The 25,672-nt window shown below is 46.5% G+C and carries 21 protein-coding genes and 4 pseudogenes; 16 read left to right on the top strand and 9 right to left on the bottom strand.

The genetic code is table 11. The features are described from left to right. Window positions 1-31: 31 nt before the first annotated feature. Window positions 32-1,303: an adenosylmethionine--8-amino-7-oxononanoate transaminase gene (gene bioA, locus K7B04_RS00125; protein WP_223803254.1), complete on the bottom strand. Its 1,272-nt coding sequence runs from the start codon at window positions 1,301-1,303 to the stop codon at window positions 32-34. Between the two features lie 800 nt (window positions 1,304-2,103). Beyond that, a pseudogene (locus K7B04_RS00120) lies at window positions 2,104-2,538 on the bottom strand (transposase); the annotation flags it as partial. 316 nt (window positions 2,539-2,854) lie between these two features. On the opposite strand from K7B04_RS00120, the pseudogene K7B04_RS00115 reads away from it, so the two are divergent. From K7B04_RS00115 to K7B04_RS00090, 6 genes and pseudogenes are all read left to right on the top strand, one after another. Continuing rightward, window positions 2,855-3,110: pseudogene (locus K7B04_RS00115) on the top strand (Arm DNA-binding domain-containing protein); the annotation flags it as partial. Window positions 3,111-3,632: 522 nt separating this feature from the next. Then, window positions 3,633-5,942 (top strand): TerB N-terminal domain-containing protein, encoded by a 2,310-nt coding sequence (locus K7B04_RS00110; protein WP_223803253.1) that lies wholly within the window; start codon window positions 3,633-3,635, stop codon window positions 5,940-5,942. A 3-nt stretch (window positions 5,943-5,945) separates the two neighbouring features. Continuing rightward, a complete protein-coding gene (locus K7B04_RS00105) occupies window positions 5,946-7,262 on the top strand; it encodes an ATP-binding protein (RefSeq protein WP_103009577.1) in 1,317 nt (438 codons plus the stop codon). Continuing rightward, a complete protein-coding gene (locus K7B04_RS00100) occupies window positions 7,259-9,457 on the top strand; it encodes a DEAD/DEAH box helicase (protein ID WP_223803252.1) in 2,199 nt (732 codons plus the stop codon). The genes K7B04_RS00105 and K7B04_RS00100 overlap by 4 nt, the downstream gene beginning before the upstream one ends. 294 nt (window positions 9,458-9,751) lie before the next feature. Beyond that, window positions 9,752-9,949 carry a hypothetical protein gene (locus tag K7B04_RS00095; protein ID WP_014226449.1) on the top strand — a complete coding sequence of 66 codons (198 nt, stop codon included), beginning with the start codon at window positions 9,752-9,754 and terminating at the stop codon, window positions 9,947-9,949. A gap of 251 nt (window positions 9,950-10,200) precedes the next feature. Then, window positions 10,201-10,866: a GIY-YIG nuclease family protein gene (locus K7B04_RS00090; protein WP_223803251.1), complete on the top strand. Its 666-nt coding sequence runs from the start codon at window positions 10,201-10,203 to the stop codon at window positions 10,864-10,866. Window positions 10,867-11,264: 398 nt separating this feature from the next. Here the strand turns inward: K7B04_RS00090 and K7B04_RS00085 are convergent, their stop codons facing one another. After that, complete coding sequence (locus K7B04_RS00085) at window positions 11,265-11,903, bottom strand: hypothetical protein (RefSeq protein ID WP_223803250.1); 639 nt, start codon at window positions 11,901-11,903, stop codon at window positions 11,265-11,267. A 432-nt stretch (window positions 11,904-12,335) separates the two neighbouring features. Next, window positions 12,336-15,965: an AAA domain-containing protein gene (locus K7B04_RS00080; RefSeq protein WP_223803249.1), complete on the bottom strand. Its 3,630-nt coding sequence runs from the start codon at window positions 15,963-15,965 to the stop codon at window positions 12,336-12,338. A gap of 97 nt (window positions 15,966-16,062) precedes the next feature. On the opposite strand from K7B04_RS00080, the pseudogene K7B04_RS00075 reads away from it, so the two are divergent. The 3 genes and pseudogenes from K7B04_RS00075 to K7B04_RS00065 all read left to right on the top strand — a co-directional run. Beyond that, window positions 16,063-16,159: pseudogene (locus tag K7B04_RS00075) on the top strand (IS3 family transposase); the annotation flags it as partial. After that, window positions 16,158-16,529 (top strand): annotated as a pseudogene (locus tag K7B04_RS00070) (tyrosine-type recombinase/integrase); the annotation flags it as partial. The pseudogenes K7B04_RS00075 and K7B04_RS00070, both read left to right, overlap by 2 nt. A 42-nt stretch (window positions 16,530-16,571) precedes the next feature. Next, a complete protein-coding gene (locus tag K7B04_RS00065) occupies window positions 16,572-17,651 on the top strand; it encodes a DUF4238 domain-containing protein (RefSeq protein WP_223803248.1) in 1,080 nt (359 codons plus the stop codon). Between the two features lie 220 nt (window positions 17,652-17,871). On the opposite strand, the gene K7B04_RS00060 is transcribed toward K7B04_RS00065, so the two are convergent. From K7B04_RS00060 to K7B04_RS00045, 4 genes are read right to left on the bottom strand one after another with little or no spacing between them, the layout of a single operon-like run. Then, on the bottom strand, window positions 17,872-18,207 hold the full coding sequence (locus K7B04_RS00060; RefSeq protein WP_160873310.1) for a hypothetical protein: 336 nt from the start codon (window positions 18,205-18,207) through the stop codon (window positions 17,872-17,874). Between the two features lie 30 nt (window positions 18,208-18,237). After that, the gene (locus K7B04_RS00055; RefSeq protein WP_223803247.1) at window positions 18,238-18,597 is read right to left on the bottom strand and encodes an acyl-CoA dehydrogenase; all 360 of its coding nucleotides are present in this window, start codon (window positions 18,595-18,597) and stop codon (window positions 18,238-18,240) included. Between the two features lie 14 nt (window positions 18,598-18,611). Further along, window positions 18,612-19,139: a hypothetical protein gene (locus tag K7B04_RS00050; protein WP_000246193.1), complete on the bottom strand. Its 528-nt coding sequence runs from the start codon at window positions 19,137-19,139 to the stop codon at window positions 18,612-18,614. A gap of 11 nt (window positions 19,140-19,150) precedes the next feature. Beyond that, window positions 19,151-19,420, bottom strand: coding sequence for a helix-turn-helix transcriptional regulator (locus tag K7B04_RS00045; RefSeq protein ID WP_223803246.1), 270 nt, complete (start codon window positions 19,418-19,420; stop codon window positions 19,151-19,153). Window positions 19,421-19,541: 121 nt separating this feature from the next. On the opposite strand from K7B04_RS00045, the gene K7B04_RS00040 reads away from it, so the two are divergent. The 5 genes from K7B04_RS00040 (at window position 19,542) to K7B04_RS00020 (ending at window position 22,787) form a co-directional block, all read left to right on the top strand. Then, window positions 19,542-20,030: a hypothetical protein gene (locus K7B04_RS00040; protein WP_346015175.1), complete on the top strand. Its 489-nt coding sequence runs from the start codon at window positions 19,542-19,544 to the stop codon at window positions 20,028-20,030. 353 nt (window positions 20,031-20,383) lie between these two features. Next, window positions 20,384-20,776: a DUF2787 family protein gene (locus K7B04_RS00035; protein ID WP_223804221.1), complete on the top strand. Its 393-nt coding sequence runs from the start codon at window positions 20,384-20,386 to the stop codon at window positions 20,774-20,776. Window positions 20,777-20,895: 119 nt separating this feature from the next. Further along, window positions 20,896-21,357, top strand: a complete 462-nt coding sequence (locus tag K7B04_RS00030) for a hypothetical protein (RefSeq protein WP_346015174.1) — start codon at window positions 20,896-20,898, stop codon at window positions 21,355-21,357. A 1-nt stretch (window position 21,358) separates the two neighbouring features. Continuing rightward, the gene (radC, locus tag K7B04_RS00025) at window positions 21,359-21,811 is read left to right on the top strand and encodes a DNA repair protein RadC (RefSeq protein WP_021179435.1); all 453 of its coding nucleotides are present in this window, start codon (window positions 21,359-21,361) and stop codon (window positions 21,809-21,811) included. 46 nt (window positions 21,812-21,857) lie between these two features. Next, entirely contained in the window at window positions 21,858-22,787 is a 930-nt protein-coding gene (locus K7B04_RS00020) for a site-specific integrase (protein ID WP_223803243.1), read from the top strand. A 46-nt stretch (window positions 22,788-22,833) separates the two neighbouring features. On the opposite strand, the gene K7B04_RS00015 is transcribed toward K7B04_RS00020, so the two are convergent. After that, window positions 22,834-23,334, bottom strand: a complete 501-nt coding sequence (locus K7B04_RS00015) for a hypothetical protein (RefSeq protein ID WP_149692514.1) — start codon at window positions 23,332-23,334, stop codon at window positions 22,834-22,836. Between the two features lie 215 nt (window positions 23,335-23,549). Between K7B04_RS00015 and K7B04_RS00010 the strand changes: the two genes are divergently transcribed. Together K7B04_RS00010 and K7B04_RS00005 are read left to right on the top strand one after the other, a co-directional pair. Beyond that, on the top strand, window positions 23,550-23,735 hold the full coding sequence (locus K7B04_RS00010; protein WP_223803242.1) for an AlpA family phage regulatory protein: 186 nt from the start codon (window positions 23,550-23,552) through the stop codon (window positions 23,733-23,735). A gap of 179 nt (window positions 23,736-23,914) precedes the next feature. Next, window positions 23,915-25,138 (top strand): hypothetical protein, encoded by a 1,224-nt coding sequence (locus K7B04_RS00005; protein WP_223803241.1) that lies wholly within the window; start codon window positions 23,915-23,917, stop codon window positions 25,136-25,138. Window positions 25,139-25,672: the final 534 nt, after the last annotated feature.

Below are 25,672 nucleotides of genomic sequence, written 5' to 3'. Positions count from 1 at the left end.
GAAAATAGTTAAAGGATGTTAGATTTTTAATTCAAAGCGCTGAAACCACGATATTTATTGCGTGTGTAACTTTTAAAAGTTCCTCTTCTTTTATTATGTAAGGCGGCATAACATAAATTAACTTGCCAAATGGTCTAATCCAGACTCCATCGTTAACAAACATTTCCTGTACTGTTGGTAAGTCTACTGGCTCATGCATTTCCACGACACCTATAGCACCAAGAACTCTGACATCCTTAACAGACGGAAGAAACTTTAAAGGTGATAGTTTTTCGAATAAAATCTTCTCGATATTTTTCACCTGTTCCTTCCATTCACCTTGTTTAAGGATTTTCAGGCTGGCATGCGCAACACTACACGCTAATGGGTTTGCCATGAAAGTTGGGCCGTGCATGAAGCATTTAGCACTTCCATTACTAATACCCTCGGCAACTTTTCTGGTAGATACTGTTGCTGCCAAGGTCATATATCCGCCTGTAAGCGCCTTGCCCAAGCACATGATGTCCGGGGTTATTCCTGCATGTTCACATGCAAACATCTTCCCTGTCCGGCCAAATCCTGTTGCCACTTCATCGGCAATCATTAGAACATTGTATTCATCGCAGAGAGACCTGACTTTTCTCAGGTATTCCGGATGATAAATCCTCATCCCTCCCGCGCCCTGTACAATTGGTTCAAGAATAACTGCTGCAGTTTCATGGCCATGTTCTTTGAACGCTTTCTCTAACGATTCAACATCATTCTCATTCCATGCCTCCCCAAACCGACTCTCTGGCGCTTTGGCAAAGTGATTGAGGGGCAAATACCCCTGATACAGAGAGTGCATGGAATTAACAGGGTCACAAACAGACATTGCACCGAAAGTGTCGCCGTGGTAACCCCGTGCAAGAGTGAGAAACCTCTTACGCTCTGTCCCCTTACCTCTCCAGTACTGTAACGCCATTTTTAAAGCCACTTCGACCGATACAGAACCGGAGTCTGAAAGGAAAACACATTCCAGCGGCGATGGAACCAAATCTAGCAACTCACGGCATAACGAAATTGCCGGTGCATGCGTTATTCCGCCGAACATCACATGAGCCATTTTCTTTAACTGACTTTGAATCGCCTCATTAAGGAGCGGATGATTATATCCATGTACTGCTGCCCACCACGACGACATGCCATCAACTAAAATTCGTCCATCCTTAAGGCGCAACTCGACACCACTTGCCGACTCAACTTCATAACATGGCTGTGGATGTGTCATAGAGGTGTATGGGTGCCATATGTGGGCGCGATCAAAAGCCATATCACTGTTCATTTTATATCCTGATGTAAACCATTTAACATTCAATTTGGTTTACGATATATCATCGTGAATGCATATGGCAATACAGAACATCTAATAATTTCATAACTTATTAATAATAAAGGATTTGATTGACTAAAATCCCATCATATCTGTCTGATATTGAATGCTACTGAGATTGCATATTCTGGTTCAGCGTGAACACCAATTCCAGTCAGGAGGAAACGCGAATTCTGGAGGCGTGAACGTATATTTTGGATACGAATACATCAGCAAATTAGCCTAAAAGTGACACCCTGATTGGATTCCACTGTAGTGTCAGGAGTGTTCGGTGCTCACTACGCTCCGCCTCATTCCTGACGCTACAGCATTGCTGCTTAACATCGTTAAAATGGAAGTGACGCCCACTTGCTTTAGTTCGATTGCTGATTGTTAGCATGCTGTAATCCCGTCACTAGAATCAGTGTTAACGGGCCAGAATGAGTGTTCATTTTCGTCAGAATACGCAGAGATCTATGGCTTTCATTTTTACTTTATTAGTTCATGGTTAGGAGCTATGGTCACACCCGTTTTTGCAACACCGATTTTGACGATATGGTTGGCTTGAATGAATCTATCCGGCGTCTTCACAGGTCTTTAGACCGCGCCACGATGAGTTCCGCACCTATTGAACCTTACAAATTGAGCAACACTCTATCTGCTATTCCTAACCACAGGTTTTTCATCAGGCTGGTTAGCCGTTGGTACCATCAATAATGAGTATTCGCAAAACCAGATAACCCAGTGTTTAAACGTGTAAATATATTAGACAACTACGCCTCAAAGGATTGTTGCCGGGCCGTCAGTGCCCAGGCGATTCTAGCCAGCTTGTTTGCAAGAGCGCAGGTCACTACAAAATTATTTTTTCGCAGCAATAGTCACCTGAACCAGTCGGCAAGCTTGCCAGTCCGGTTCTCCAGCGTCCTCAGGTATACACGGGCGCACTGGACCAGCAATTCCCTCATCCTTTTATTTCCCCACATACTGATGCCCTGCAGGGTAGTTCTTCCTCCGGTGCTGTACTGGCACGTAACCAGACCTGTTGCGGCCGCAAAATCCCGGCTGCTGCCATACTGTTTTCTGTCACCCAGTTGGGTGGAAAGAAGACTTGCAGTCAACGGGCCGACGCAGGGAATGGAAAGCAAGTGCTGGCCAGCTTCGTCTTTGTCAAGTGATCATTCCAGTTGAATATCCAGGTCTTTAATTTGACTAGACGTTGAACCGTGATTTTAATTATATTTTATTGATATTTATGTTTTATTTAAAAATTAGTCTTAAGAGTACTCAGTCTTGTACTCATTTTGGAGTTGGCTTGCTTTCGTAAGGCGAAGGTCGTAGGTTCTGCTCCTATTATCGCACCAATCAAGTATCTCTCAAAGTCTACTCCAGTTCACTGAAAAGCATTATAATCAGCATCTTCCAGCTCTCGCTTGTATTCTGACGTCTAGTGACACCCCCAAAAATATACATGCATATGGGGGGCATTTGGGGTATGTGCTGTTCGGTATTATGGATATACCCCCAATGAAACTTAACGCCCGTCAGGTTGATACCGCAAAGCCAAAAGATGAATCTTACAAACTCTCTGATGGTGGGGGACTTTACCTTTTGATTATTGGCGACTTAAGTACCGTGTTGTAGGCAAGGAGAAGCTGCTTGCTCTTGGGGTTTATCCCGACGTGACTTTGGCTGATGCTCGTAGTAAACGTGAAGAGGCTAAAAGGGGCATTGCTGTTGGGATTGCCCCAATGTAGCGAAGAGAGAAGAGAAACTAGCCCGATGCCCTCATTGCCGAATCAGCCTACCGAGGATTTTTGCAGAGAGATCCGACGCTGCTAACCAATCAGAGACAAAAGGAACAGGAGGAATTCCGTGCTCAAGAAGTTGAACGTCACCAGCGTAGGAATTTTATACAGAAACTTGCTGTGTGGTTTGTTCGTGTCAGTAGAGTATGAAATGCATTCTGCACGGTTCGCCGTCGGTGAGCTCATTTCCCGTTAGCAGAGTCAGTTCTGAGAGCAAATAGATAAGGATAATTGCCGCCAGCTCTGCATCCATGTAACAGCTACTCCTATGTTTATGCTGAACCAATTCAACTTCATTCTGATGCGAATGACTCACAAGCATTCGCATACCTTCAAAATTTCTGCTTGAAAAGCATGCTCAATCAATGAATTAATTTGGATTGCATTTTGGTTTGAACCCAAGCGATTTAGACGTATTATTTTGAGATTAATCCACTTGCCCAACCTTCATTGCTGCTTGTGAGTGTGCGTGAGGAATGATTTTAAGGTTATATATCATGGAGTTATTGAAGTTTCTGGCGGCGGTTTTAGTAATTTACTTGTTGTTTTTTAGAAAGAAAAAACGTAAATCTCCAAAGTCTTATGCTTCAAGCCCCGTGAAAGCACCACCAAAAGAATGGATCGCTGACATCAAGAAAAAAGAGGCGGTTGTGCGAAACGATGATAGTGAAGACGATAACCTTGCAACTTTTACATTGAGCGGTGGCCGGGGTGTTGAACTTCGGGTGACAACCAGTCATTACCGGAACACCTCAAAGTCAGCAGGTGCACTAGCTCGATGGGTACTTCCGGGTGAGATGATAACTGTAGCTGGTGTAGCAATTAGCGGTGGCCACATTTACTTGGGGCAACGTATGAAGCCCTCCGGTCAGGAATCAGGCGGCTATTATGACGATGGAAATGAGGCATCATTAATTGATGACACATGTAAGATAAAACCTACTTCTTATCTTTACGAGGACAGTTCATTAGGATACTGGCCCAGTTTTTCCTCTCTTTCCCCAGAAGCACGCGGTGCGTATGTCAGTTGGCTCGCCAGCGATAGGTCTGATCCATCGTGTCCTATCGGCTATGTTTTTATCTACCTCTACGGCCTGGAAAGAAAAGCGCTTGTAGATTCCACTGACCAAAAATTCCCTGATGCTGAGTTCCGTAATCTGTTCAATGAAGTCGCTCGGTTAAGATCGGTATTCATTGAGAACCGCTCATTCCGTGGATATTCGGCCCAATTACTCGAAGCCATGTCTATTCTGCGCCCGAACATGGGCTTAGCCACTGAGCTCGATAGCGATTCAGGTTTTAGCAACAGCATGCAATTTAAGCTGGTTCTGGCAAAAACTGTACATGAAGGAGTTCCTGTATCAGCTGAACTGGCGTTGAACTGGGTAATAAACCATACCGAGTATTCGCTGCGTACCCCGGCTCGCCGCTGTGCTAAAGAGTTTGCTGCGCTTTTCAAACGGCGTTACACCCTCAAATATGGTGAAGGGATGGTCGTTAAGGCGAATAAAACGCGCTTACGTTTAGATTACACACCTGCAAGTCCTAGTTTACGAGGCGTCCGACTTCCTGTTCCCGACCTGCCTGATCCAAGTGCATTGAAGGGGCCTGTCCAAAAAATTGTGGCCCTTGCTGATATATGTACAGATGAACTTGATGCATATAGTCGCTACCTTGGTAGGAAAGGCACCTCAGTAAATGATACTGCTGCAATTATGTTGCTGCCTTCAGAGATCGTTAATGAAAGCGCAGAAAAAATATTAAGCTCATTCAAACGCTGGACTGATGAGGCGATCCTCAACAAGGAGGGGTTAGTCTCAGTTGCTGATTTTTGGGCCCATATGAATGCCAGCTGTCCAGCGAAGATTAATAAAAAAGAGGCCGACTTGATGCAGGCCTTTGCACAGAAGATGGGTTACTGTCTGGCACCTGATCCGTATTACCACCATGTGAAGGCAGACGTCGATGGCGCTCTTGTTCTATTCCCTGCCGGTGAAGGTGGACGCTTCTCACCTTCTCCTGAATTTATCTCAGCAGTAATGACGCTCAGATTAGGGGCGATGGTCGCCTTGATCGACAATTCTCTTGATCAAGCCGAGCAGAAAGTGCTTGAGAATGCCATCAACAACAATACTGGCTTCACCGATGATGAAAAGCGCTCTCTACATGCGTATTTAACGTGGCAGCTTCATACCCCAGCCAATATGACGGGAATGAAAAGCAGGATTGAGTTGATGGGGGCTGCGGAAAAAGCGGCTGTGGGCAAAGTTATCGTTAGTGTTGCCTGCTCGGATGGAACAATAGCGCCTGCCGAAATCAAACAGCTTGAGAAGATTTATTCAAGTTTGGGGCTGGATCCCTCATCTGTCTCGAGCAATATCCATCAGCATTCCGCAACTGAACATGATCTCGTCTCGTCTGTACCAACTGCTCAGTCAGCAGCAGGGTTCACACTGGATGCTAATGTACTTGCCCGCCACGAATCTGCCACGGATGATGTTCGTAAATTGCTGAACACAATTTTCACCGAAGAAGAACCGGAAGAGCCAGAAAGCGCTCCAGCCTCATTAACGGAGGCGGGGGGGCTTGACTCCGCACATAGCCAGCTTTATCGCAGTTTGCTGGAGAAAGAAAAGTGGTCCCGAAAAGAGGCGACAGAATTGTGCGGAAATTTGAATTTGATGCTGGGCGGTGCGCTTGAGGTGATCAATGACTGGTCCTATGCGGTGGTTGATGCTCCAGTACTGGACGATGCCGATGATGATATCTGGGTTGACCTGGAAATTGCCAAAGAATTAGAGGGATAGTGAATGTCTGTAACACGTATAAGAGTGAAAGAACGTGACGCTATTATTCAGTCACTTAAGTCAGGTGTAACGCCAAGGATAGGCATTCAGCATATCCAGGTTGGCCGCGTGAATGAGATCACCGCTCTCCACCAGGATATTGAGAGGATTGCTGACGGTGGTGCAAGCTTCAGACTTATCATCGGTGAATATGGTTCTGGTAAAACGTTCTTTCTGAGTGTTGTGCGCTCTATTGCGCTAGAGAAGAAGCTGGTATCAGTCAGTGCAGACCTTTCCCCTGATAGACGCATTCACTCATCGGGAGGTCAGGCTCGTAATCTCTATTCTGAGCTTATGAAAAACATGTCCACCAGAAACAAGCCGGATGGTAATGCGTTACTTAGCGTTGTTGAAAGATTCGTTACGGAGGCAAGGAAGGAAGCGGACACGGACGGCTCCGAGGTTTCATCAGTTATTCATAAACGCCTGGCAGCTCTGTCAGATATGGTGGGTGGATATGACTTTGCGAAGGTCATTGATGCATTCTGGCGCGGGCATGAGCAGGATAACGAAACGCTAAAATCCAATGCTATTCGCTGGTTGCGGGGAGAGTACACCACCAAAACTGATGCCCGTAACGATCTCGACGTTCGGACTATTATCTCAGATGCTTCATTCTATGACTCTTTGAAGCTGATGAGCCTTTTTGTCCGCCAGGCAGGCTATGCCGGTCTTTTGGTCAGCCTCGACGAAATGGTGAACCTCTTTAAACTGAATAATACGCAAGCAAGAACAGCGAACTACGAACAGATTTTGCGGATCCTGAATGACTGCCTGCAAGGCTCAGCCGAGAATATTGGTTTTATCCTCGGGGGGACGCCAGAGTTCCTTTTCGATCCTCGCAAAGGTCTTTACAGCTATGAGGCGCTCCAATCACGTCTGGCGGAAAATCGGTTCGCGCAAAAAGCAGGAGTGATTGACTACTCGTCTCCCACTTTGCATCTTGCCAGCCTCACCCCTGAGGAACTGTATATTTTACTGAGAAATCTTCGTCATGTTTATGCAGGCGGAGATCCAGAGAATTATCTGGTTCCAGATGAGGCACTGACTGGATTTCTGCATCACTGTAGTAAAACCATTGGAGACGCTTACTTCCGTACCCCCCGTAATACCATAAAAGGTTTCCTGGACATGCTGGCCGTGCTGGAACAAAACAGAACGATGAACTGGCAAACACTAATCGAGGGTGTGGCGATTGAAGAGGACAGGCCCAGCGAAATGGATGACGCCATTATAGAGGAAAGCGATGACGACGACGGACTGGCGAACTTCAAATTATGAGCAGTGCCTATGATAGTCTCGATCCCCGCGTCCGTAAGTGGGTTTACAAGCAGGGGTGGTCTACATTAAGGCCCTTGCAGGAGAGTTCTATCCCGGCAATTTTAGCCCGTGATCGAGACGTGCTAATCAGTGCAGGCACAGCAGCGGGTAAAACAGAGGCTTTCTTTCTTCCTGCCTGTTCGGCAGTTGCAGATCTCACTAATGGATTTGGCATCGTCTATATCAGTCCGTTGAAGGCATTGGTTAACGATCAGTACCGTCGTCTTGAGAGCCTTGGAGATGCATTGGAAATGCCAGTGACTCCTTGGCACGGGGATGTACCACAAAGCAAAAAGAAGAAGGCTCGGACAAACCCTGCTGGCATTTTACTGATTACACCTGAGTCACTTGAGTCTTTGCTCATAAATTCAATGGGCTGGCTCAAACAGGCGTTTTCGTCAGTCGCATACATCGTTATTGATGAGTTTCATGCTTTCATTGGCTCAGAGCGTGGTGTACAGCTGCTTTCTCTGCTCAATAGAATTGACCATGTGTTAGGACGCCTGGTAAATCCAATTCCCCGCGTTGCGTTGAGTGCCACGCTGGGGGAACTGGAGAAAGTACCCGAACTTTTGCGCCCGGACAAACGACTACCCTGCGTAACTGTTACAGATAGTAAGAGCGAGGCCACTCTTCAGGTACAGGTCAAAGGTTATCTGGAGCGAGTGCTCCAAAAAGAAGAAGAACTTCAGAGTTCAGCTGAACATGACGTTTGCGCTGACATTTTTAGACTTTGCCGTGGCGATTCTCATTTGGTCTTTGCAAACAGTCGAAAGCGGACTGAAAGCATTGCGGCGACCCTGAGCGACATGTGTGAGGAACATATTGTTCCCAATGAATTCTTTCCCCACCATGGTTCCCTTGCCAAGGAATTGCGGGAGGCGCTTGAAACTCGTCTTCAGAAAGGAAATTTGCCCACAACAGCTGTTTGTACAATGACGCTTGAGTTGGGAATTGATATCGGTAAGGTTAAGTCGGTTATCCAGGTTACGCCACCACATTCTGTTTCCAGTTTGCGCCAGCGTATGGGGCGTTCTGGGCGACGCGACTCCCCATCAGTACTCAGAATGCTAATTACAGAAAATGAGCTTACTGTGAGTAGCAGTATCGTTGATCATCTGCGGCTCCAGTTGGTGCAGTCGATGGCAATGATCAGGTTGATGATCTCTAAACAATGGTTTGAGCCTGCCGATTCCCGACAGATGCATTACTCCACGTTGCTACACCAGATTCTTGCAATTACCGCGCAATGGGGCGGAGTTCGTGCCGATCAGCTCTGGTCACAGCTATGTCAAACAGGCCCGTTCCGTAATGTGGATTTGGGCGATTTCAAAAGCCTGCTTAAACATATGGGGGCATGTGGCCTGCTCACTCAACTTGCTAGTGGGGAAATGGTTGTTGGGGCAGAGGGAGAGAAACTGACTAACCATTATACGTTTTATGCCGTGTTCAATACACCAGAAGAGTTCCGCATTGTCACCGGAAACAGAACCCTTGGAACAGTGCCTGTGGACTCACCACTGCTACCAGACCAACATATCATCTTCGGTGGGCGGCGCTGGAAAGTGACAGAGATCGAGACAGAGAAAAAAGTTATCTATGTAGAGGCAACCAAAGGCGGTCAGCCACCACAATTTAGTGGGGGAGGTATGTCTGTTCATGATGCCGTTCGTCAGGAAATGCTCGCTATCTATAGGGAAAGTGATTATCGCATAGCGATAGGTAGCAAGAGAGTAGACTATGCCGATGCTGACGCCAGAAATTTATTTGCGGAGGGGTGTAGTAACTTTCAGCGTTATAACCTGCAAAATGAGTATTTTATTACGAGTGGGCAACACTGCTACGTAATTCCCTGGATGGGGGATAAAGTTGTGAATACGATTACAGCCTTGCTCATACGTTGTGGATTTAAAGCTAATTCATTGGCTGGAGTTATAGAAATTGACGGCTCAAGTATCACTTCTGTTCAGCAGGCCCTTAAAGGCCTGCTGTTGTCAGGCTTGCCCTCAGCGTTTGATCTTGCTGTAAATGTTCCAGAAAAGTACTTAGATAAATATGATGAATATTTACCAGAGTTTCTGCTTGCGAAAGGATTTGGGGAAAAAGCGTATGACATTGAAGGCGCGTTTACCTGGCTGAAAGAACATCTTCAGTAAACTGGTTACATAAAAAGGGGGAGATGTTCCCCTTAAGCTTGAGGCCGATTGATGATATCAAATTTTCCTCTTGGCTCGGATCTGCCAGAAATCGAGGTCATAAGTTCTGCTTTGAGCGAGGAGCGGACATTAGCCTTACAAGCATAACTGAACTGTACGCAGGATCTCTAAAATCGAATGGTTCGGTTAAGTGCAGTGCTTACAAGACAAGCATCGTGTGTAGTCTTGGGTGAGATTGATTAAATTATTTTGTGGGGATATGATTCAAACAAAAGATCCTTAAATGAGGTTGTTATGTCATACATTCGAGTAGAGAAAGATGGCCTGCAGTATGAAGGTGAGTATTTCTGTGAAGAAAATATGGTTACAGTCTTTGGGGTTAGAGGAGGACAGTCCAGCGTGGTTCTTAATGGGATGACAGAAATCGCTGCTGCTCGTACTGCGTTGCGAAATCTTATTAGAGAAAATCAGATTGATCCTCTAACTGATTAAAAATGGTCCATATTTACTGACGGCCTATTTGAGATATTTTAGATCAAATTTATTCTGAAAGTTAGATTGGAGTGAGAAGCGGGCATCAAACCGTTATCACTAGCAATAAGTTGTTTAAATTAAATAATGAAATAATCAGGTGGTAACATAATGGATGAGAACACTGCAATTGGAACAATAAAAATGGATATCACTTAATAAGTGTAGTAAAGTCCATTTTATATATCCCTGTAAATTTATGAGATACTTCCATGAGAACCGACAACTTAAGAATGATTGAGAGTGGGGAATATGTTTTCGATATGTTATTGGATAGTGGTGAATTATACTATACAAGTCACTCTTTTGACACGAAGGAAGATGCAAATAGCTGGATGGAAGAGTGGCAAACTTGGGCAAATAGTGTATCGAGTGGAAAAGTAAGTAGTATTTATTATATTTTACAAGTACCTGATACTTGGGCCGGTTCTTCAGATAAAAATAATCCTTATTCGGGGCTTTATGTGAAAATAGGACGTTCCAATAATGTGCTAAAAAGATTATCTAACTTACAAACAGGTACATTTGGTCAATTAATATTACACGCTTTGGAACCTGGCGGATCAGAAAAAGAAAATTATCTACATGAAAAATTTAGCAACGAAAGACGTCAAGGCGAATGGTTTATATGTACTAAAGAACTTACTAAGCATATATTTACAACATGGTTTAGAAATAAGACGCTCCCACCAGAACATCAAATGAAACTAATGCAACTCGCAGAAAGAATTGATATTTATTCGCACATACATAGTCTAATGGGGGGGAAGCCCGATTTAGTAAACCCATCAATTAGTGAACCTTGGGAATGCGAAAAATATGTTTTCGTTGATTTGGTTTATAGCTCTTTAGCAAAGCAAGTTAATAATAAAAAATAAGTTTTTATCTTTTAACCATACAGTTAATGATTCATTAATGAATGAGGTGATTTAAAGTTATGAAGTTTTAATAAGTTCCAGAATTTTTTTCTCATTCATTGGTTAAAGAATTATATAATAATATCTGCTTCTGGCACACAGCAGACAAGTACCTGCCGATAAAGGTCTGCTGAGAGCGAGGAGCGGACTTTTGTCTATTTATGAAGAGAGAAGGAGATAGTAGATCGTCTGAAAGCAGAGAAATAAGTCCAGAGCGTGGCGGCGAACTAACTCATAGAGTGGTCATGAATACGAGCAGTCGCCTGAAATGTTGGGCTACTTGGACTAATTATCGGATATGGTTAAGTGATATCCCAGCTATCAACCGGGAATTGATTTATGCTTTCGCACCTACATTATCAACGTTCGTAAGTTGTCCCGTCTGGGCGCATGTACATACCATCACTCAGATAAACGTCTTCGCCATCCTCAACACATAGGTCAGAATAAATATCGACCATGCTAGGTTCGACAATATTCGTCGAAATTCCATGAGCATCGTAGAGTTCAAAGAAGCGAGTGACCCATTCCTCGTTGACTTCATCTTGTATAGTTTTGCCTTGATCTATAGTAATGGAAAACATGGAGATGCAATTATTCTGAAAGCGGTCTACTTTTTTCTCAGGTTGAAGATGATTTTCTTGGGCTAACGTCTCAGCGATCGAAAAAAGGAGCTTCTGGTTTACTGGCAGCTTGTATCCGACAGTCAAACCACCCCCAGTGCGAATTCTCTCTTCGGGCCTCGTTGGTGTCTGCACTTCAAAAGAATTACCATCATCATTTTGAGCTAAAAAGCGGACGAAAACCGTGTCTCCACGGACTAACATCCAATCCTTTCCATGTTTTGGTTTCATTGCTTTAACTATCTGAGGTTGTAATGCTGACATGCTCATGGTGTTAGATACCGAAAAGAAAACATGAAAGAGATTATACCGGATAGAGTGTTTTTTTATAGATCCGCTACTCTTGGCGAGCATCATAGAAAAGAGACGCTTCAAGCCAACGTCCGCTCCTGGCACTAAACGGGCTAAAGCAGACTGATTTGATGAGATAAGGGTATAGATGAATTCTCCATACCCTTGAACGATTACTTCCCAGTTGATTTGCTTGGTTTCAGTCCTGGGGTATTGCCGGGTGTATCCTTATTATCACGTCTGCGTTGATCGGGTTTTCCTGTTGATTTTGCGATTGGTTTTGGACCAGGTTTAAGCCCCATAATCATACTCCTTAGCCATGTCAGAGGTTATTCCTCAGTGTGGATATAAGGGGAGCGGTAAGAATTATCAAGCTTGGATGGGCGGTGAAAAGTGACTGCTTGACTATTATGTGAGCAATGTCAGATTTTAACACATAGCTGCCAGCCCATTACTGAAGTTAGCCAAGAATGAGTCGCGATGAGCCCTCAATAATGAGGGCCACCTCGGAGATTGTTAGGCTGATTTCGCCAATTGCCGATGCAGGACCTGAAGGCTAGTTCCCGCCCCTGTCCATGCAGCAGCCGAGCCGACCACATACAGGTTTTGCTTGGCGCGTGAGACGGCTACATTGATTATGTTTGGAGGGCTTGCCGCCCACTGACGTGCCCTTTGCTGACTCGCTTTCGGCGCACCCAGCAACAGGATTACCGTGTCCGCCTCTCGACCCTGGAACGTGTGGATTGTGCCTACACGATCACGGCACCATTCATCCAGCTTTACGCCGAACGTTCGAAGCAGATCAGTTTCACTGTCGAGACGCCGACGCATGTTCTGCTCTACGATCTTGAATGGTGTGATGATAAATACGTCCGGATTTGTAATGCCCGATGCTGCCAGCTCTTTGAGCATTCGCACAACCGCTTCGCCCTCGTCGGGACACCACTTCGTCTCAGCATCGCCATTGATATCCACCCAGTGAGATCTCCCCAAAGCCGAGCCGATAGATCCGGGTTTTTTAGGCCCGACAGCATGGACCATCTGCCCGGCATAGGCGATGGAGTTAGAAACATCAAACATTGGGTTCTGGCAACGCCTGTGAACGAGCAATGGCAGCCCGACTTCTCGATCACCTACGTCCATGACGAAGGTGGATTTGAAGCGCGATGCCTGATCAGCAAGGGTCTGCGTAGATGCTGCGGGGGCAGACCATTGGACTTGGTCAATGTCAAAGAACTTGCAGATTTCGGCGTTCAGCTTTTCAGGAAGTGAAACTACAGGTGGGATTTGCAACGGGTCACCTACCACGATGGAGCGCTTTGCCCGCATGATAGCTCCAACTGCTGCCTGAGGAACGGCTTGGCCCGCTTCATCTACCAGAAGCCAACCAATGCTCTCTGGTGGCAGATCCCCGAACATCGTCCGAACAGAGGCGAATGTCGTGGACACCGTCGGCACAACCACGAAAAGGCTTGACCAAAGGTCGGGGAGAAGTTCACGGTGAGCGGAAGACTGGAAGGCACCAGCTACCATGCCTGACATCAATAACCCAAGATTGTGTTGCAAGCGGCTGGCCGAAGCATCGATGAACGTTTTATGCACAGTCAGGGCAGCGGCGAAAAGATCCTCCCGCAGGCGATGAACCTCATCGGGAAGCCATGGTGCAGTGAGGTGGATAGACTCGTGCTCGCGCTCGAAGAACCTCTCATCAACGACCCTGTCTCCCATACGGTTTCGTGCCTGTGCCTCGGTTGCCTTCAATTTCGAGACAGCCTGACATTTGCTGGAAATTTCCTGGTCGAGTTGCTGTAACTGGGACTCAGTATTGCTCCACTCAGCCCTTGCAAGCTCTAGGGCACCGTCCGTCCCCTGCGCCCGTATGACTGATTGCTGCAAGGTCGCCGAGAGCTTCTGCAGTGTCGATCTCCACGACTTCCAGGCCGCAGTCGCAAACAAACGGGAGAAGAAACCTGGACGGCAAGCAAGATGGCTGTCGAGCATGATCTTGTCCTGCTCGATCTGCGATTTTGCCTTCTCATGCTTTCGTTGGCAGGATTCAGCAGTCTTGTGTGCTTCTTCGACGGCTTCATTCAGACTCGGTCGACGCTGTTCAGCCCTTTGAAGTTCGGTGATCGCTCCCTTGAGCGCCTGGATATCCCGTCGCATCTCTTCGATGCTGGCGATTTCGGCGTCTATCGTCTCCTTAAGTTTAAGAAAGGCGGTTCGCGCTTTCTGCCAGGCCGCCGCAGCATCCGCTTCGTTGGTGCTGGGCCGCTCATTGACAACCACGCTGGGCATCACGCGATCGATGGTTTCGCCAGTTCGCTCGTCCTTGATCTCACGCATGACATTTATGCCGCGAGCTGCTTTCAGGTAGGTAAGGAAACCACCGTCTTCATTCCACCAGAAACCTTGCTGAAACGCGCCTCGGTTGCTGCTCTTGCCGAGAGCTGCGGCGATCAACCCCCAGGTTTCGACAGTGTCGGAGGGGATGCCCCCCTCGGCCTCGGCTTCGAAATAGCCGGCGCGTTTGGGATTCGCAATCAGGTCGCTGATGGACCGGAAGTAGGCGATCTGTTCATGGCGACCATTGGCTTCCTTGAGAGGAAGCTCTTTACTGACGTTTTCGACTGCTTTGTTATTGGAGGAGGCTACGACGATCTCATGGCCCTTCAAGGATGCATGTAACTTGTAGAAGTGCAGGAATGCATTGGAACCGAATGCCAGCTTCTCGCCTGTTGTGGAAAAGGCATCCTGCGGTTTGTTGAAGCCGGACATCGCCGTGGCTCGATCGAGAATGCATCCAACGACGATATCCCGGAGAAGAGTGGTCTTTCCGGTTCCCGGAGGCCCATTGACGCCGATGATACCTGGAGCATCATTCAGCTCAGCACGCGCCGCATTCACGGCAGCCTGTTGAAGCAGCACCAGTGGATGGCCGCCTTTCGAAGGCCAACGAGCCTGCGGCATGAGCGACGGTGCGACGAACGGCTCAACTGCGGAAATGGGCGATAGCACGTCGATTTTCTGGTCAGGTCTGCCAATTCCCATGTAGCGGCGCAAACCGGTTCCGGCTTTGCCCGTCTCGAGCAATTTGGTTGCTTCACCGAGATCTTCAAGATAGAAGGAATTCAGTAACGAAGGTTCAGGCGGCGCCTTAGCCTTGAAATGATGAAACACCTTAATCGCGAATGTGGGTGGCTCAACCAAATGCTCGGGTACACTGAACTGCGATACAAGCCATTTATAAGCGTTATGAACAACATTCAGATCGATCGGTATGGGTTCTCCATCTTTGTTGTGGTGGCGAACCATTCGATCCAGATGCTCGATAATGCGCGGCTCAACATTCGGCCAATTTCCTAAACTCCCAAGCTTCAGATCGAGAGCCGGCTTGAGTGCCCAGGCAAAACTGGACACGGCAACGCCTTTGTCCTCAAGCACATAGCCTTCTTTGTCGATCAGGATCGTGCCGATGGCCGCTTTCTTACCGTCCGGGCGTGAACGCTCCTCATCCTCGCCAAAAACCTTGGCCAGCTCGTCCGTCGCCTTGTCGAGAGCGATGGAGCCGAGGACGACCTCGAAATAAAGCTTATAACTGGGCTTACTGCGGGCATTTGGTCCCCATGGAACACCTCGCTCCAATAGAGCAACCCTGGAGCGGTCGCCGGTTGCCATATCCTCTGGGCGTTTATAACCTTGAGGCGATAGTGCTTCGAGGGCTGTCCATGCTGCCAGTATTGCTCGCGCATCATTTGCTTTATCTGACGGAGAGAAAGACGGCAGTGGACCTAGATCGATTTGGCCTTTGTCGAATTGCTGTCGCATGGCAGCGTCTGGGATAGCCTTCGGTTGCAGTTGCTCTACAGTTGCAGGTGCATTGTGGGGCACTGCTTGAGAAAATTGTATGGACGCCGAATCGAGATTACATGTTGATGGGCTGGAAGCCGACATGGCGACCTCGCTGCGGTCGCTAATTGCAGTTAGAGATTGCTCGATTTTAGACGTCAGAGTCCGCGCCCTGGCAGTGTTGCGAAAAGTCAGCTCGCTCAACAGCTGTTCAAGTTCACTAACATTGTTGCGGGACTGTTCGAAGATTGCTTCCAGATCGAAGATTGATTTTTGCGCATACTGCCGTGTCTTCATTTATTTCTGCGGCTCCATATCCCTTCAGTTAAGAGATATTATGCTAATTAGCTTGATTTCTAAAACTATTAACTTGCGCTCATGACGTAGATCCTGATCCCGGTGAGATGCTTATCTTCGATTACATTGAAGTGCTCTACAATCGGGCCCGGCGCCACAGTCATCTCGGCGGTGTCAGTCCGGAGGCCTTCGATTTTGAAAAAGGCATCATTCATTTACCATCTGCGAGAAGCCAAAACAGGGATAGAGCGCTACGTATAGTTATCTGATCAGGCAATCGACTTTCTCAAACTACTACGGCTTACATCCGACAAATATCTGTTTCCTTCGCAAGCCACTAACAATCCAATCCAGCAGAATTATCTAACTGAAAACTCATGGCGTTTACGTGAAAGCGATCAACTGCTTGATATACCTCATTGGACGCCGCACGATCTGCGTCGTACAGTACGAACGGGGTTGTCTCATTTGTAGTGTCCCAATGAGATTGCTGAGGCCGTATTGGGGCATACACGTGGCAGCGTTGAGGGGATTTATAATTATGATGCTGAGTGCCGAAAGTAGTTGCAGGTGTGGATTGATTATTTGATTTAGGAGATAGAATTCGTGTCAGTGCAAAGACAAAGTAAAAATCATCATTACATTCCAAAATGTTATTTAAGATCTTTCTCTCCGGATAGCTCTGATAGTGTGTTTTATATCGACTTGATTGGTAAGGAGAAAAAGGACCCAAATATTCCAAAATATATTCCGCCCAAAGCATGTGCCTTAAGAAATGTTGAGAAATTTGGCTTTGAGGCGCATAGAAATACTGTTTTAGACTTGGAGACAGAAAGGAACGACACACGACTGATTGAGGATTTATTTGGTAAGGTTGAAGAAATTTACCCTGAAATTATGGAGTGCATTCATAATGTTATAATTGATGATTCATCCATAAATGAAGTTGATGATGATGATTTGATTCGAATGATAAATATCCTCTGCTCAATAATGTTATCTAGATTGCCTACTGTGGATGCTAGATTTATGAATTTAAATAATGAACTACATGAATGCATGGATTATTTAAATGAACATGGTGAAATCCTTTATCATTACATGGGCGATTCGGAGAGTTTCTCTCCCCTTTTAGTTGATGAGAATGTCTTAGAACTGGCAGAATTCCTTTCTGCTGATGCTGATGCTGATGCTGATGCTGATGCTGATGCTGATGCTGATGCTGATGCTGATGCTGATGCTGATGCTGATGCTGATGCTGATGCTGATGCTGATGCTGATGCTGATGCTGATGCTGATGCCATTCGGGATCTTATAAGTAAGTCAGTAGTGAAGCTAGTTAAAAGGGCTGCTAGTTTTATGCCTATATTAAATGAGATGGAAATGGATGGGTTCAAGACGTATATATTAAAGTCAGATTCATCATTGCCATTCATTACCGGTGATTTTCCATTTGTGATTAATGGCGATAAAAATACTTTATCGAATGGTTTTATCTTTGTCTTATCACCTTCATTAGCTTTGTGTCGTTTAATTAATCCCCTTAAAGATTTTAACTCTTTGAGTTTTGCAAGATATGTTAATGATGAGATTAGATCGTCAGCAAAACGGTTTTTGATATCAAATAATAAAGATGTTCTTGATGTAGTTATCATGGAATGGCATTTGGATAATCCATTATCCTAACTGACAAAACAAGCGAGTTCAGGGATGGCGCTCTTATTAAGAGAGCGTCATGAAAAAATCATGTCAACTAAGTTAATATTTTTTGAACTTGGACCTGTAATGATGATATTAGTATTATGTCATGGCAGCCATGAAAGGGGTAGTTAGTTTCTTAGAAAGGATTTCCTTTTGGAATAAAGCATGAGTTACTTTACCCAAAAGGAACCTTCAGCTAAGGTGATTATAAGCCTGATACGTTTATATAGAACTGACCTTTACCTTCATCAGTTTTCTGAATCCGATAGGTGATTGGTAGGGAATTTTGCAGGTCAGGTTTTGCGAACGTTAAATCAGCGGCACACTGATAAACATCAAGCTCTGATTCATGGCTTATTGTTCTGACATTTTCAACAGAAATCAGCACATCCTTATCCAGTGTCATGCGCTTCTCGATTGTTTTTCTGGCAATGTCCACGACCAGATTTTTTGCATCATCACTACTACATTTTGGTGTTTTCTCGCCGCAGCCAGCCAGTAAACCAGCCGCTATTAATACCAGAAACATTGTTCTTTTCATCTAAGATTCCTTCGTAAATTAATGATACTTTTACTTCTTATTAAATAGACCATCCATTGCGCCTGCCGCAGAAGCCCCGCAGTATCCCTCGCAACCACGAGTCATAATGCTGACCTTACCGTTTTTCAGTTCACTAATTACTGCAACACACTGGCTGGTATTGTCATTCCATATCCATCGATGCTTCTGGCTTTCTCCGGCAGCTATTTGCTGTGCTGTACCCTCCATATTGCATACGCCTGAGCCATCTCCTGTTGAGGCATTAATGTTGAATTTAGCATTGCCCTTTCCCGGATTCAGGGTTAGAACCGCTCCGGGTTTTACGTACTGCGCTGCTGCGACAGGTAGCGTTATGGCTGCCATCAATAAGGCCAACAGTTTTCTGTTCATTAATTAATTCCCTGTTAAGTGATACGGATGTTTTTGGTGATTTTCCCCAGTGCCAGCGGTCTGCGTTTTTCCACAAAGAAATAAACGACGTTGAATGCGGACTTGCGATGATTCCCACGCCCCAGGGAGGGCCAGTTGCGGAAAGATTCGATCTGTTCTTCTGAATAAGGCGTGTCAGAGAAGTCAAACAGCACAAGCAAGGCTTTACCATCGTGCTTCATCAATTTCTTTACTTCAGTGCTATTTACAGTTGCGGAGACATTGGAACGTGCCGCAGTTGGTTTACGTACTGCAAACTCAACGGCCACATCGTCAATGACAAAATCAATATAACCGTGCCCGGATACAGTTCCTGGCAGCTTGCTTTTTACTTCCGGTGAGACATTATCTGCAAACCAACCCAGCAAATAGCAACGTACCAGAGGCAGTAATTCCCGCTCGCTACATTCGTTCAGACGCAGTGTTTTGACGAACTCCCTGCGATAAAGAGAACTGAAAAAATACTCAAAGCATTCCGTTATTTCAGTGATGGTGGTTGCCATGGCTGCATCCTTTACCTGCTATTAGGTCCATTTTTAAGGGCATACCTTTCCGGCCATAATGCTTCTGGTGTGGTATCCAGAGCCCCGGCAATAATACGCTCAGCTCTGGGGTAATGACGCTCTAAGGCGTTATTTAATGTACGTGGCGCAAGGCCGTGACTGCGTGACAGTGACGCCAGCGTTAACCCTCGCTTGTGAAGTGCTGCCACAATATCGGCACGATGCCAGTTCCCTGAACTTTCTTTGCTCTGCTTTTTCTGCGATGCTGTTGTGTTACGCACAGTATTAACTCCATGGAATCAGTACATGGATATTAAATGCGAACGGATGATACCTTTCAAGTTCTTTTGGTATCTGTTTGTAGGTTTTTATGTTAACGCATTGATATCTGGTGAAATTTATATGAGCAGCAAGAGATCAGTATCGGCTATATCGACCCATCCTGGGGCTTCTGTTGAAGAGGGAAAAGACTGGCTGACAGCAGAGGAATTTACCCGTATTGAGGGGATGCCGGGCACTGCGCGTGGCGCCAGGATGCGCCTGGAAAAGCTGGCATCCCTGCACCCGGAAATACGTCGTAAAAGGACTGCCGGGAAAGGCGTGGTTTACCATATCAGCGCAGCCACAATGTCGCTTGATGATGAGAGAAACAGGGCTAAGGGTGAAGCGTTTACTCTCACCGACAGCGATCGCCAGCTTAGCCTCTGGATACAGCTGTATCGCAATATGTCACCCGTTTCGCGGGCGCAACTGATGGAGCAGGCCCTCAGGCTGGTAAAGGACGATCTGATGTCTCAGGGGCCTGATGTTTCTGAACTGGCGGTACAAATCATGAAACTGCCTGAAGATGAGCGTAAGCGCCTGTTTGAAAAGCTGAACGGGAAGGTGTGATAGTGTCAGTTTTCCGCCATGCCAGACAGAAGGAACCACCCCGGAATCCTGACCTGTCTGACATGGCAGAATGGGAAGTATGCCATCACTTAATAATGAATAAAAATCTGTTGTCAGTTATTTCATTTCTGGGTTGCTAATTAGTTTCTTGTTGTTATTATTTGCACTGAAAGTATATATTTGATATAATGTCATTGCTGGAAAAGCATATTTCATCCAGTCAGCATGCTTTTATTTACTTATCATTATAAAGTGATTAAAACTCGCTAATGCTGGTACAAACATAACGTCATATCAGAATATATTGAACAGGAAAATCACTGATGAATATTGTCCATCAGGAAGGGCTAGCTATGCCCGTCGATCAGGAATTAATAAATATCATATTAAATGAAGCGGGAAATCCACCGCCGCATAAAGCCAGAATTACCGCTGTTAGTCTGTTATTTAAAGATCTGACTTACAGCGCCGAAAAGGGCGGTTACCATCCTGTCGAAATACGGCTTATTTCTCGCAATGACGAATGGTATTTTGATTACATTACCGACTTCAGTTATATGGGAGTGGTATACCCCGAACTGGAAAAGGAAATTGATTTTAGCTGGAGTCAGCAATATGTCTTTCTTGCCCATGTTGGTGATCTGCCTGTTAACGCCGGAAGAGAGTTATTTGAACTCTGGCAATCCAACTTTATTCAGTATCACGCCATGAACGTCTACACCATTACCGTCCTGTGGGAAAGCTAACCTCACCACACTAACCATCACTAATTTATGAGGAATTATCTGTGACGACTGACAGAGGGATACGTGCGTCTCAACAGGGCGAACTGGACTGTCTTTGCGGGGCTTACTGCGTGGTGAACATGCTGAGCTGGCTGTATGACGGCAGGGTGAAACGACGCCCGTTAATGAACCGGCTTATTCAGGCTTATCAGCAGCGCTGGCCCTTGCATGAATGGCTGACTGAAGGGATTGAAGAAGACCGTTTAGACTGGCTGATAGCTCAGGTGCTGCAGAAAGGGTATTACAGCCGCCAGTTCCCGGTTCAAATTACCAGACCTTTTGCAGGGAAGCGAGGGTTATCGGACGGGCGACTTTTCAGGGAAATGCAGCGGTTTCTGGACGTCACTGACTACTCCCGCCTGATTATGCTCAGCGACCAGTTTCATTGGTCCCTTCTGGTCAAAATAGATGAAGAAACGCTCTGTTTCTTCGACAGCAACGGGCGAACCACTATGCCCCGTAAAGCTTTCTCCCTGCGTACTGGCGTAACCCGCCGCCAGCTGTTTCCCGATGCCATTTACTTCATTGAACGGGAGTTCTGATATGACCATGTTTACCCAGCGTGAAACCCGTATCCTTGACCAGGCTCGTGACATTATCAGCCGGTACTACCAGCGTGGCGTTCAGCTCTGCTCCCCTGATGATGTACGGCGGTGCGTGATGGTTGAGCTGGCACCGCTTGAACATGAAGAGTTTGGCATCATCCTGCTCGATAATCAGAATCAGCTGCTGCACCGCGAAATCCTGTTCAGGGGTACGCTAAACTCGGTCAGCGTTCACCCCCGTGAAGTTATTAAGCGTGTACTGAAGCATAACGCCGCCGCAGTCATCCTTGTCCACAACCACCCCAGCGGCGAGCCTGAACCCAGCCGCTGCGATATCAAGTTGACTAAAAAGCTTCAGGAGCTACTCGAAATGCTGGATGTGCGGTTACTTGATCACTTTATCGTGGCAGGAACTGAAACGGTGTCGATGGCTGAGCGGGGGCTGGTGTGATGCTGAAAGTTACCTGGTTTAATGTACGTTATTGCGGGTTAGGTGCATGAGCCGGGCTGCGTTGCGTCAGGTCGTGCCGGCGGTGCAAACCACCGTGTTTGATGCGTATATTGGCGGTCTTGCACCATCGGGACGGCGGGGCATCACCAGCCTGTTAAACCGCAGCGCCAGCATACTTAAACGCGGTGCGGATGCAGCAGACTATCCTTGGGAACAACTCAACTACGCCGCCGTTGCTAAAGTGCGTGCGGCACTGCTGGATGACGGTTATGCCGTGTCGTCGGTGAACATGGCGCTGTCAGCACTTAGGGGCGTGGCGCAGACGGCTTTTAATCTCAATTGCATGAATGCCGAAACTCTGGCCCGAATCCGGTCAGTGAAGCGCGTGAGCGGCGATATCCAGCGTAAGGGAAGGGCATTAGACAAGCAGGAAATCCGGGCGCTGATTCAGGCCGCAAAACAGCATCCGCAACCGGTACGGCGCTGTCGTGACGTCGCTATTGTGCTGACACTTTGCGGAACGGGCCTGCGGGCCGGGGAACTGGTCAAACTTGAGCGCCGGGACTATGACAACGGCATCCTGACGGTACGCCAGGGGAAGGGGCGTAAATACCGTGAAATTCACGTGGCGGATGCGGTGGACAAGGCTATCTGCGCATGGCTGAAAGTTGGCGCAGATGAAGCTGACAGCGCACTGTTCAGCCGAATTCAGCGCAACGGTAAGGCCGTCAGCCAGCCTCTGACAACAACCGGGTTAACGGGTATCCTGGAGCAGTTACAGCAAACGTCAGGCATAGCGCGGTTTACCCCGCATGACATGCGGCGCACCTTCATCACCCGTTTGCTGGAGCAGGGCGTGGATATCAACACCGTCCGCCAGTTGGCAGGCCACAGCGACATATCCACCACGACACGCTATGACTGTCGTGGTGAGACTATGAAAGTGAACGCCAGCAGACGGCTCAAATGCTGGTGACGGTATCATTTACCTGTGTTGTGAAAGTATGTCGCTAGGAGCAATTTCACCCCTTTTGTTTACTTTCGATTTTCATCAAAAGCTTTAGTACTTTCTCCGGGTTTAGCATCTTTTCTACGTCCTTCTCTGACCATGCTTTAGGGTCCATTTTTGGGTCTGTCAGGACATCTGCAATAGCTCCAGGCCTATCAAATCCTTTGTCGATCATGGACTCCTTGATAGTTTCATTATCCTTGCCCCTCATTTTCAAAAGATGAACATGCTTGAAAGCTTTAATCAACTTCTTGGCTGGATCAGTTTGAGGTTTGAATACATAAGCAATGTAATGAGCATCAATCAGTCTGGCCAGTACATCGCTAAAACGCCGGCCTGTTCCTGATTTCCTTGTGAGCATGTCCTCGTGACCATAGAACACACATAACTCACGCAACCTCGCCTTCACCTGTTTATTCATATTGATCGAGAAAGCACTTCCAATCTCCTCTTCAAGGTTTTCCCTACTGGCAAAAACCCGGATCACGGCATCGCTTGTTTTCTGATTTTTCATTAAGCCCTCAATGTTGTATTCAACCATCACATGAAAAAGCAACAGTTGCTTTATTGAGGATTAAGCCTGAACTAATTCACAAAAGCAACTGTTGCAAATTTGATTTTTCGATTATGCAACAGTTGCTTTTGGCATTTTTGACCAAAATAGGGGTGGAAATGATGGTTGTAAAAGCCTGTTCGCATCAGCCGATGCGTAACTTAAACAGGTGCGTTATGACCACAATTCGTATCATCAAAGTCCCGGAAGTTCTTGAACGTTGTGCCATGAGCAGGGCTTCACTCTACAGAATGCTCCAGCGTAATGAATTCCCCCGGCGCGTTCAAATAAGTATCCGTTCGGTAGGTTTCTACGAACATGAAATTAACCAGTGGCTGGCTGACCGCCAGCGTGTTCAGTAAGTGCATGAACGTCTAACAGCACGTTATTCACGCACGTATAACCATGAACAGAGAACATATCAGCCAATGCTGACGCTGGTTTAACTAAACAATCGATTCACCACAGTTACTACTGATAGCTGATGGGTTGCTGATGCTCTCTGTTCCTCAATCAGGTTAGTCCCTGATACGGAACACCAATGAAAAAGAACAAGTTGCTTAACAAGAAGAATGTTGAATTTAGTCCATCAGATAAGATTTGTGACAGCCTTGAGGGGCATGAGATGAAGATGCGCATCGACTGGCTTTCAATAGTATCCCGCTTCCACAGTGAGGATGAGAAATCTGAGTTTGTTCAGAAGTTGCAGTCTTTACCGGAACGGGAGTGGAAAAACTATGTTGTGCAGAAGAAATCTCCCCGGAACGCGACGGGGACATGTCACCCTTACAAGTATGGTTTGTGCATTTCACGTAATGAACCTGATGCACCAATGCTGGCATATCTCATGTGGGGGCCAAAAGCACCAGGAACTGGCGGGTTCAGTATCCAGTTTCATCCCCAACACATGACGGGTAAACGGATGGATCTACTGCTTAAGTGGTTGAGTGACCGTCTCGGTGAAACTTTTGCTCACCTGCTGGCGCGGGCATGGGTCACCCGGCTTGATATCGCTCTGGATATCTATGGATGCAAGTTGAATGACTATCTTTGGGGTTTAAAAAAGTCATCGATTTATAAAGACTACGATAATGATAAAGGGCTGCCGGGGTTATCCCTTGGGGCGTTAGACTCGAAACTGTCAGTGTTAATCTATGGCAAGATTAATGCAGCGCAGTTTGAGCGGATTGCATTCCCTGAGCGCGCAAGATATGTGAATGAAAAAGGGAGGCGTAAACGAGAGTATTTCCTTGAAATTGACAAGGAAGAACATCCGCACTTTCTACGTGTTGAAATGCGTATACAACCTGAGTCTACTGGCCCCGGTAAACGAGGATGCAAGCAAAAAGCGCTGATGTTGTCGGACCTCTCAAAGCTCGAACATCCCTTTGAGCGTCTGTTGGTGTATAAGCGCAAGCTGGAGGGGGAACTAATAAACGCTGTCTTTACCAATGACCGGCCCAAAACTAATGGTATCAAAGCATGGACCAATACGTTGAGTGATGGTGATTCAAAGGGGCGTCTGGCCCGTAAGTTCACCAAACTCCTGTACCTTAATAAGGTAGAGCTGTTTAACAAGCATGACGTCTGGTCTTTTTGGCTGCCTGTTTGCATGGCAAAGCTAGGGCAGGTTATTGGCGGATTAAAGCCAGAGTTTGCTACCAAGGAAGAGATGGCCATCAGCCAGTTTGTTGAGGATACACGCAAGCGGAAGCGCAAAACACGGCGTCAAAAACGTCAGGAGCAGGGGCATCCAAAACGTTAGTTCCAGCATTAGCCAGATTGATGGCGGTTTATGGCCGCCATATCTTTGGCTTTTATACTTGGTGAGGAGGTTTTTCATACCACTTGTGTCGCTGAATTCTTCCCTCAATACCGCCCAACGTTGCTGAGTTTTTGCGTGGTAGACCGGCTAACTACCGCAGCTGTTTAGTGTCACATCTGCACCTCGTACAATGGTAGGGGAAAACCGCCGATGGTTTTTCCTGACTCTGCCAATTGCAAGGATCGTCGGTTTTGAGCAAAGTCGAGGTATCAAAAGAGCAAATTCCAGAATGTGTACATGCGCCTATAACCGCTATTGAATATCACTGGGAGGAAGTTGTACCGCCTAATAACCGGTAACGTTTTGTATATCCGCTAATCCCATTCTGGCTAAGCTGATATTTATTCGCTATTTGCGTCTACAAGGTATATAGACGTATCTATTATACTCTGTATACACTCTATCTCTATATTACTGTATATATGTCATTACATACTATAGCCATTATCCAGTATCAGCTATCATGAGGCTCCA

Source organism: Kluyvera sp. CRP (assembly GCF_019930565.1).
Taxonomy (GTDB): Bacteria; Pseudomonadota; Gammaproteobacteria; order Enterobacterales; family Enterobacteriaceae; genus Kluyvera; species Kluyvera georgiana_A.
This window is presented reverse-complemented; position numbering and strand designations above follow the sequence as displayed.

Bases quoted from the DNA above. Each gene is read 5' to 3' on its own strand.
- bioA (WP_223803254.1), bottom strand. From the start codon at position 1,303: ATGAACAGTGATATGGCTTTTGATCGCGCCCACATATGGCACCCATAC.
- K7B04_RS00110 (WP_223803253.1), top strand. From the start codon at position 3,633: ATGGAGTTATTGAAGTTTCTGGCGGCGGTTTTAGTAATTTACTTGTTG.
- K7B04_RS00105 (WP_103009577.1), top strand. From the start codon at position 5,946: ATGTCTGTAACACGTATAAGAGTGAAAGAACGTGACGCTATTATTCAG.
- K7B04_RS00100 (WP_223803252.1), top strand. From the start codon at position 7,259: ATGAGCAGTGCCTATGATAGTCTCGATCCCCGCGTCCGTAAGTGGGTT.
- K7B04_RS00095 (WP_014226449.1), top strand. From the start codon at position 9,752: ATGTCATACATTCGAGTAGAGAAAGATGGCCTGCAGTATGAAGGTGAG.
- K7B04_RS00090 (WP_223803251.1), top strand. From the start codon at position 10,201: ATGAGAACCGACAACTTAAGAATGATTGAGAGTGGGGAATATGTTTTC.
- K7B04_RS00080 (WP_223803249.1), bottom strand. From the start codon at position 15,965: ATGAAGACACGGCAGTATGCGCAAAAATCAATCTTCGATCTGGAAGCA.
- K7B04_RS00060 (WP_160873310.1), bottom strand. From the start codon at position 18,207: ATGAAAAGAACAATGTTTCTGGTATTAATAGCGGCTGGTTTACTGGCT.
- K7B04_RS00055 (WP_223803247.1), bottom strand. From the start codon at position 18,597: ATGAACAGAAAACTGTTGGCCTTATTGATGGCAGCCATAACGCTACCT.
- K7B04_RS00050 (WP_000246193.1), bottom strand. From the start codon at position 19,139: ATGGCAACCACCATCACTGAAATAACGGAATGCTTTGAGTATTTTTTC.
- K7B04_RS00040 (WP_346015175.1), top strand. From the start codon at position 19,542: ATGAGCAGCAAGAGATCAGTATCGGCTATATCGACCCATCCTGGGGCT.
- K7B04_RS00035 (WP_223804221.1), top strand. From the start codon at position 20,384: ATGCCCGTCGATCAGGAATTAATAAATATCATATTAAATGAAGCGGGA.
- K7B04_RS00030 (WP_346015174.1), top strand. From the start codon at position 20,896: ATGCTGAGCTGGCTGTATGACGGCAGGGTGAAACGACGCCCGTTAATG.
- radC (WP_021179435.1), top strand. From the start codon at position 21,359: ATGACCATGTTTACCCAGCGTGAAACCCGTATCCTTGACCAGGCTCGT.
- K7B04_RS00020 (WP_223803243.1), top strand. From the start codon at position 21,858: ATGAGCCGGGCTGCGTTGCGTCAGGTCGTGCCGGCGGTGCAAACCACC.
- K7B04_RS00015 (WP_149692514.1), bottom strand. From the start codon at position 23,334: ATGAAAAATCAGAAAACAAGCGATGCCGTGATCCGGGTTTTTGCCAGT.
- K7B04_RS00010 (WP_223803242.1), top strand. From the start codon at position 23,550: ATGACCACAATTCGTATCATCAAAGTCCCGGAAGTTCTTGAACGTTGT.
- K7B04_RS00005 (WP_223803241.1), top strand. From the start codon at position 23,915: ATGAAAAAGAACAAGTTGCTTAACAAGAAGAATGTTGAATTTAGTCCA.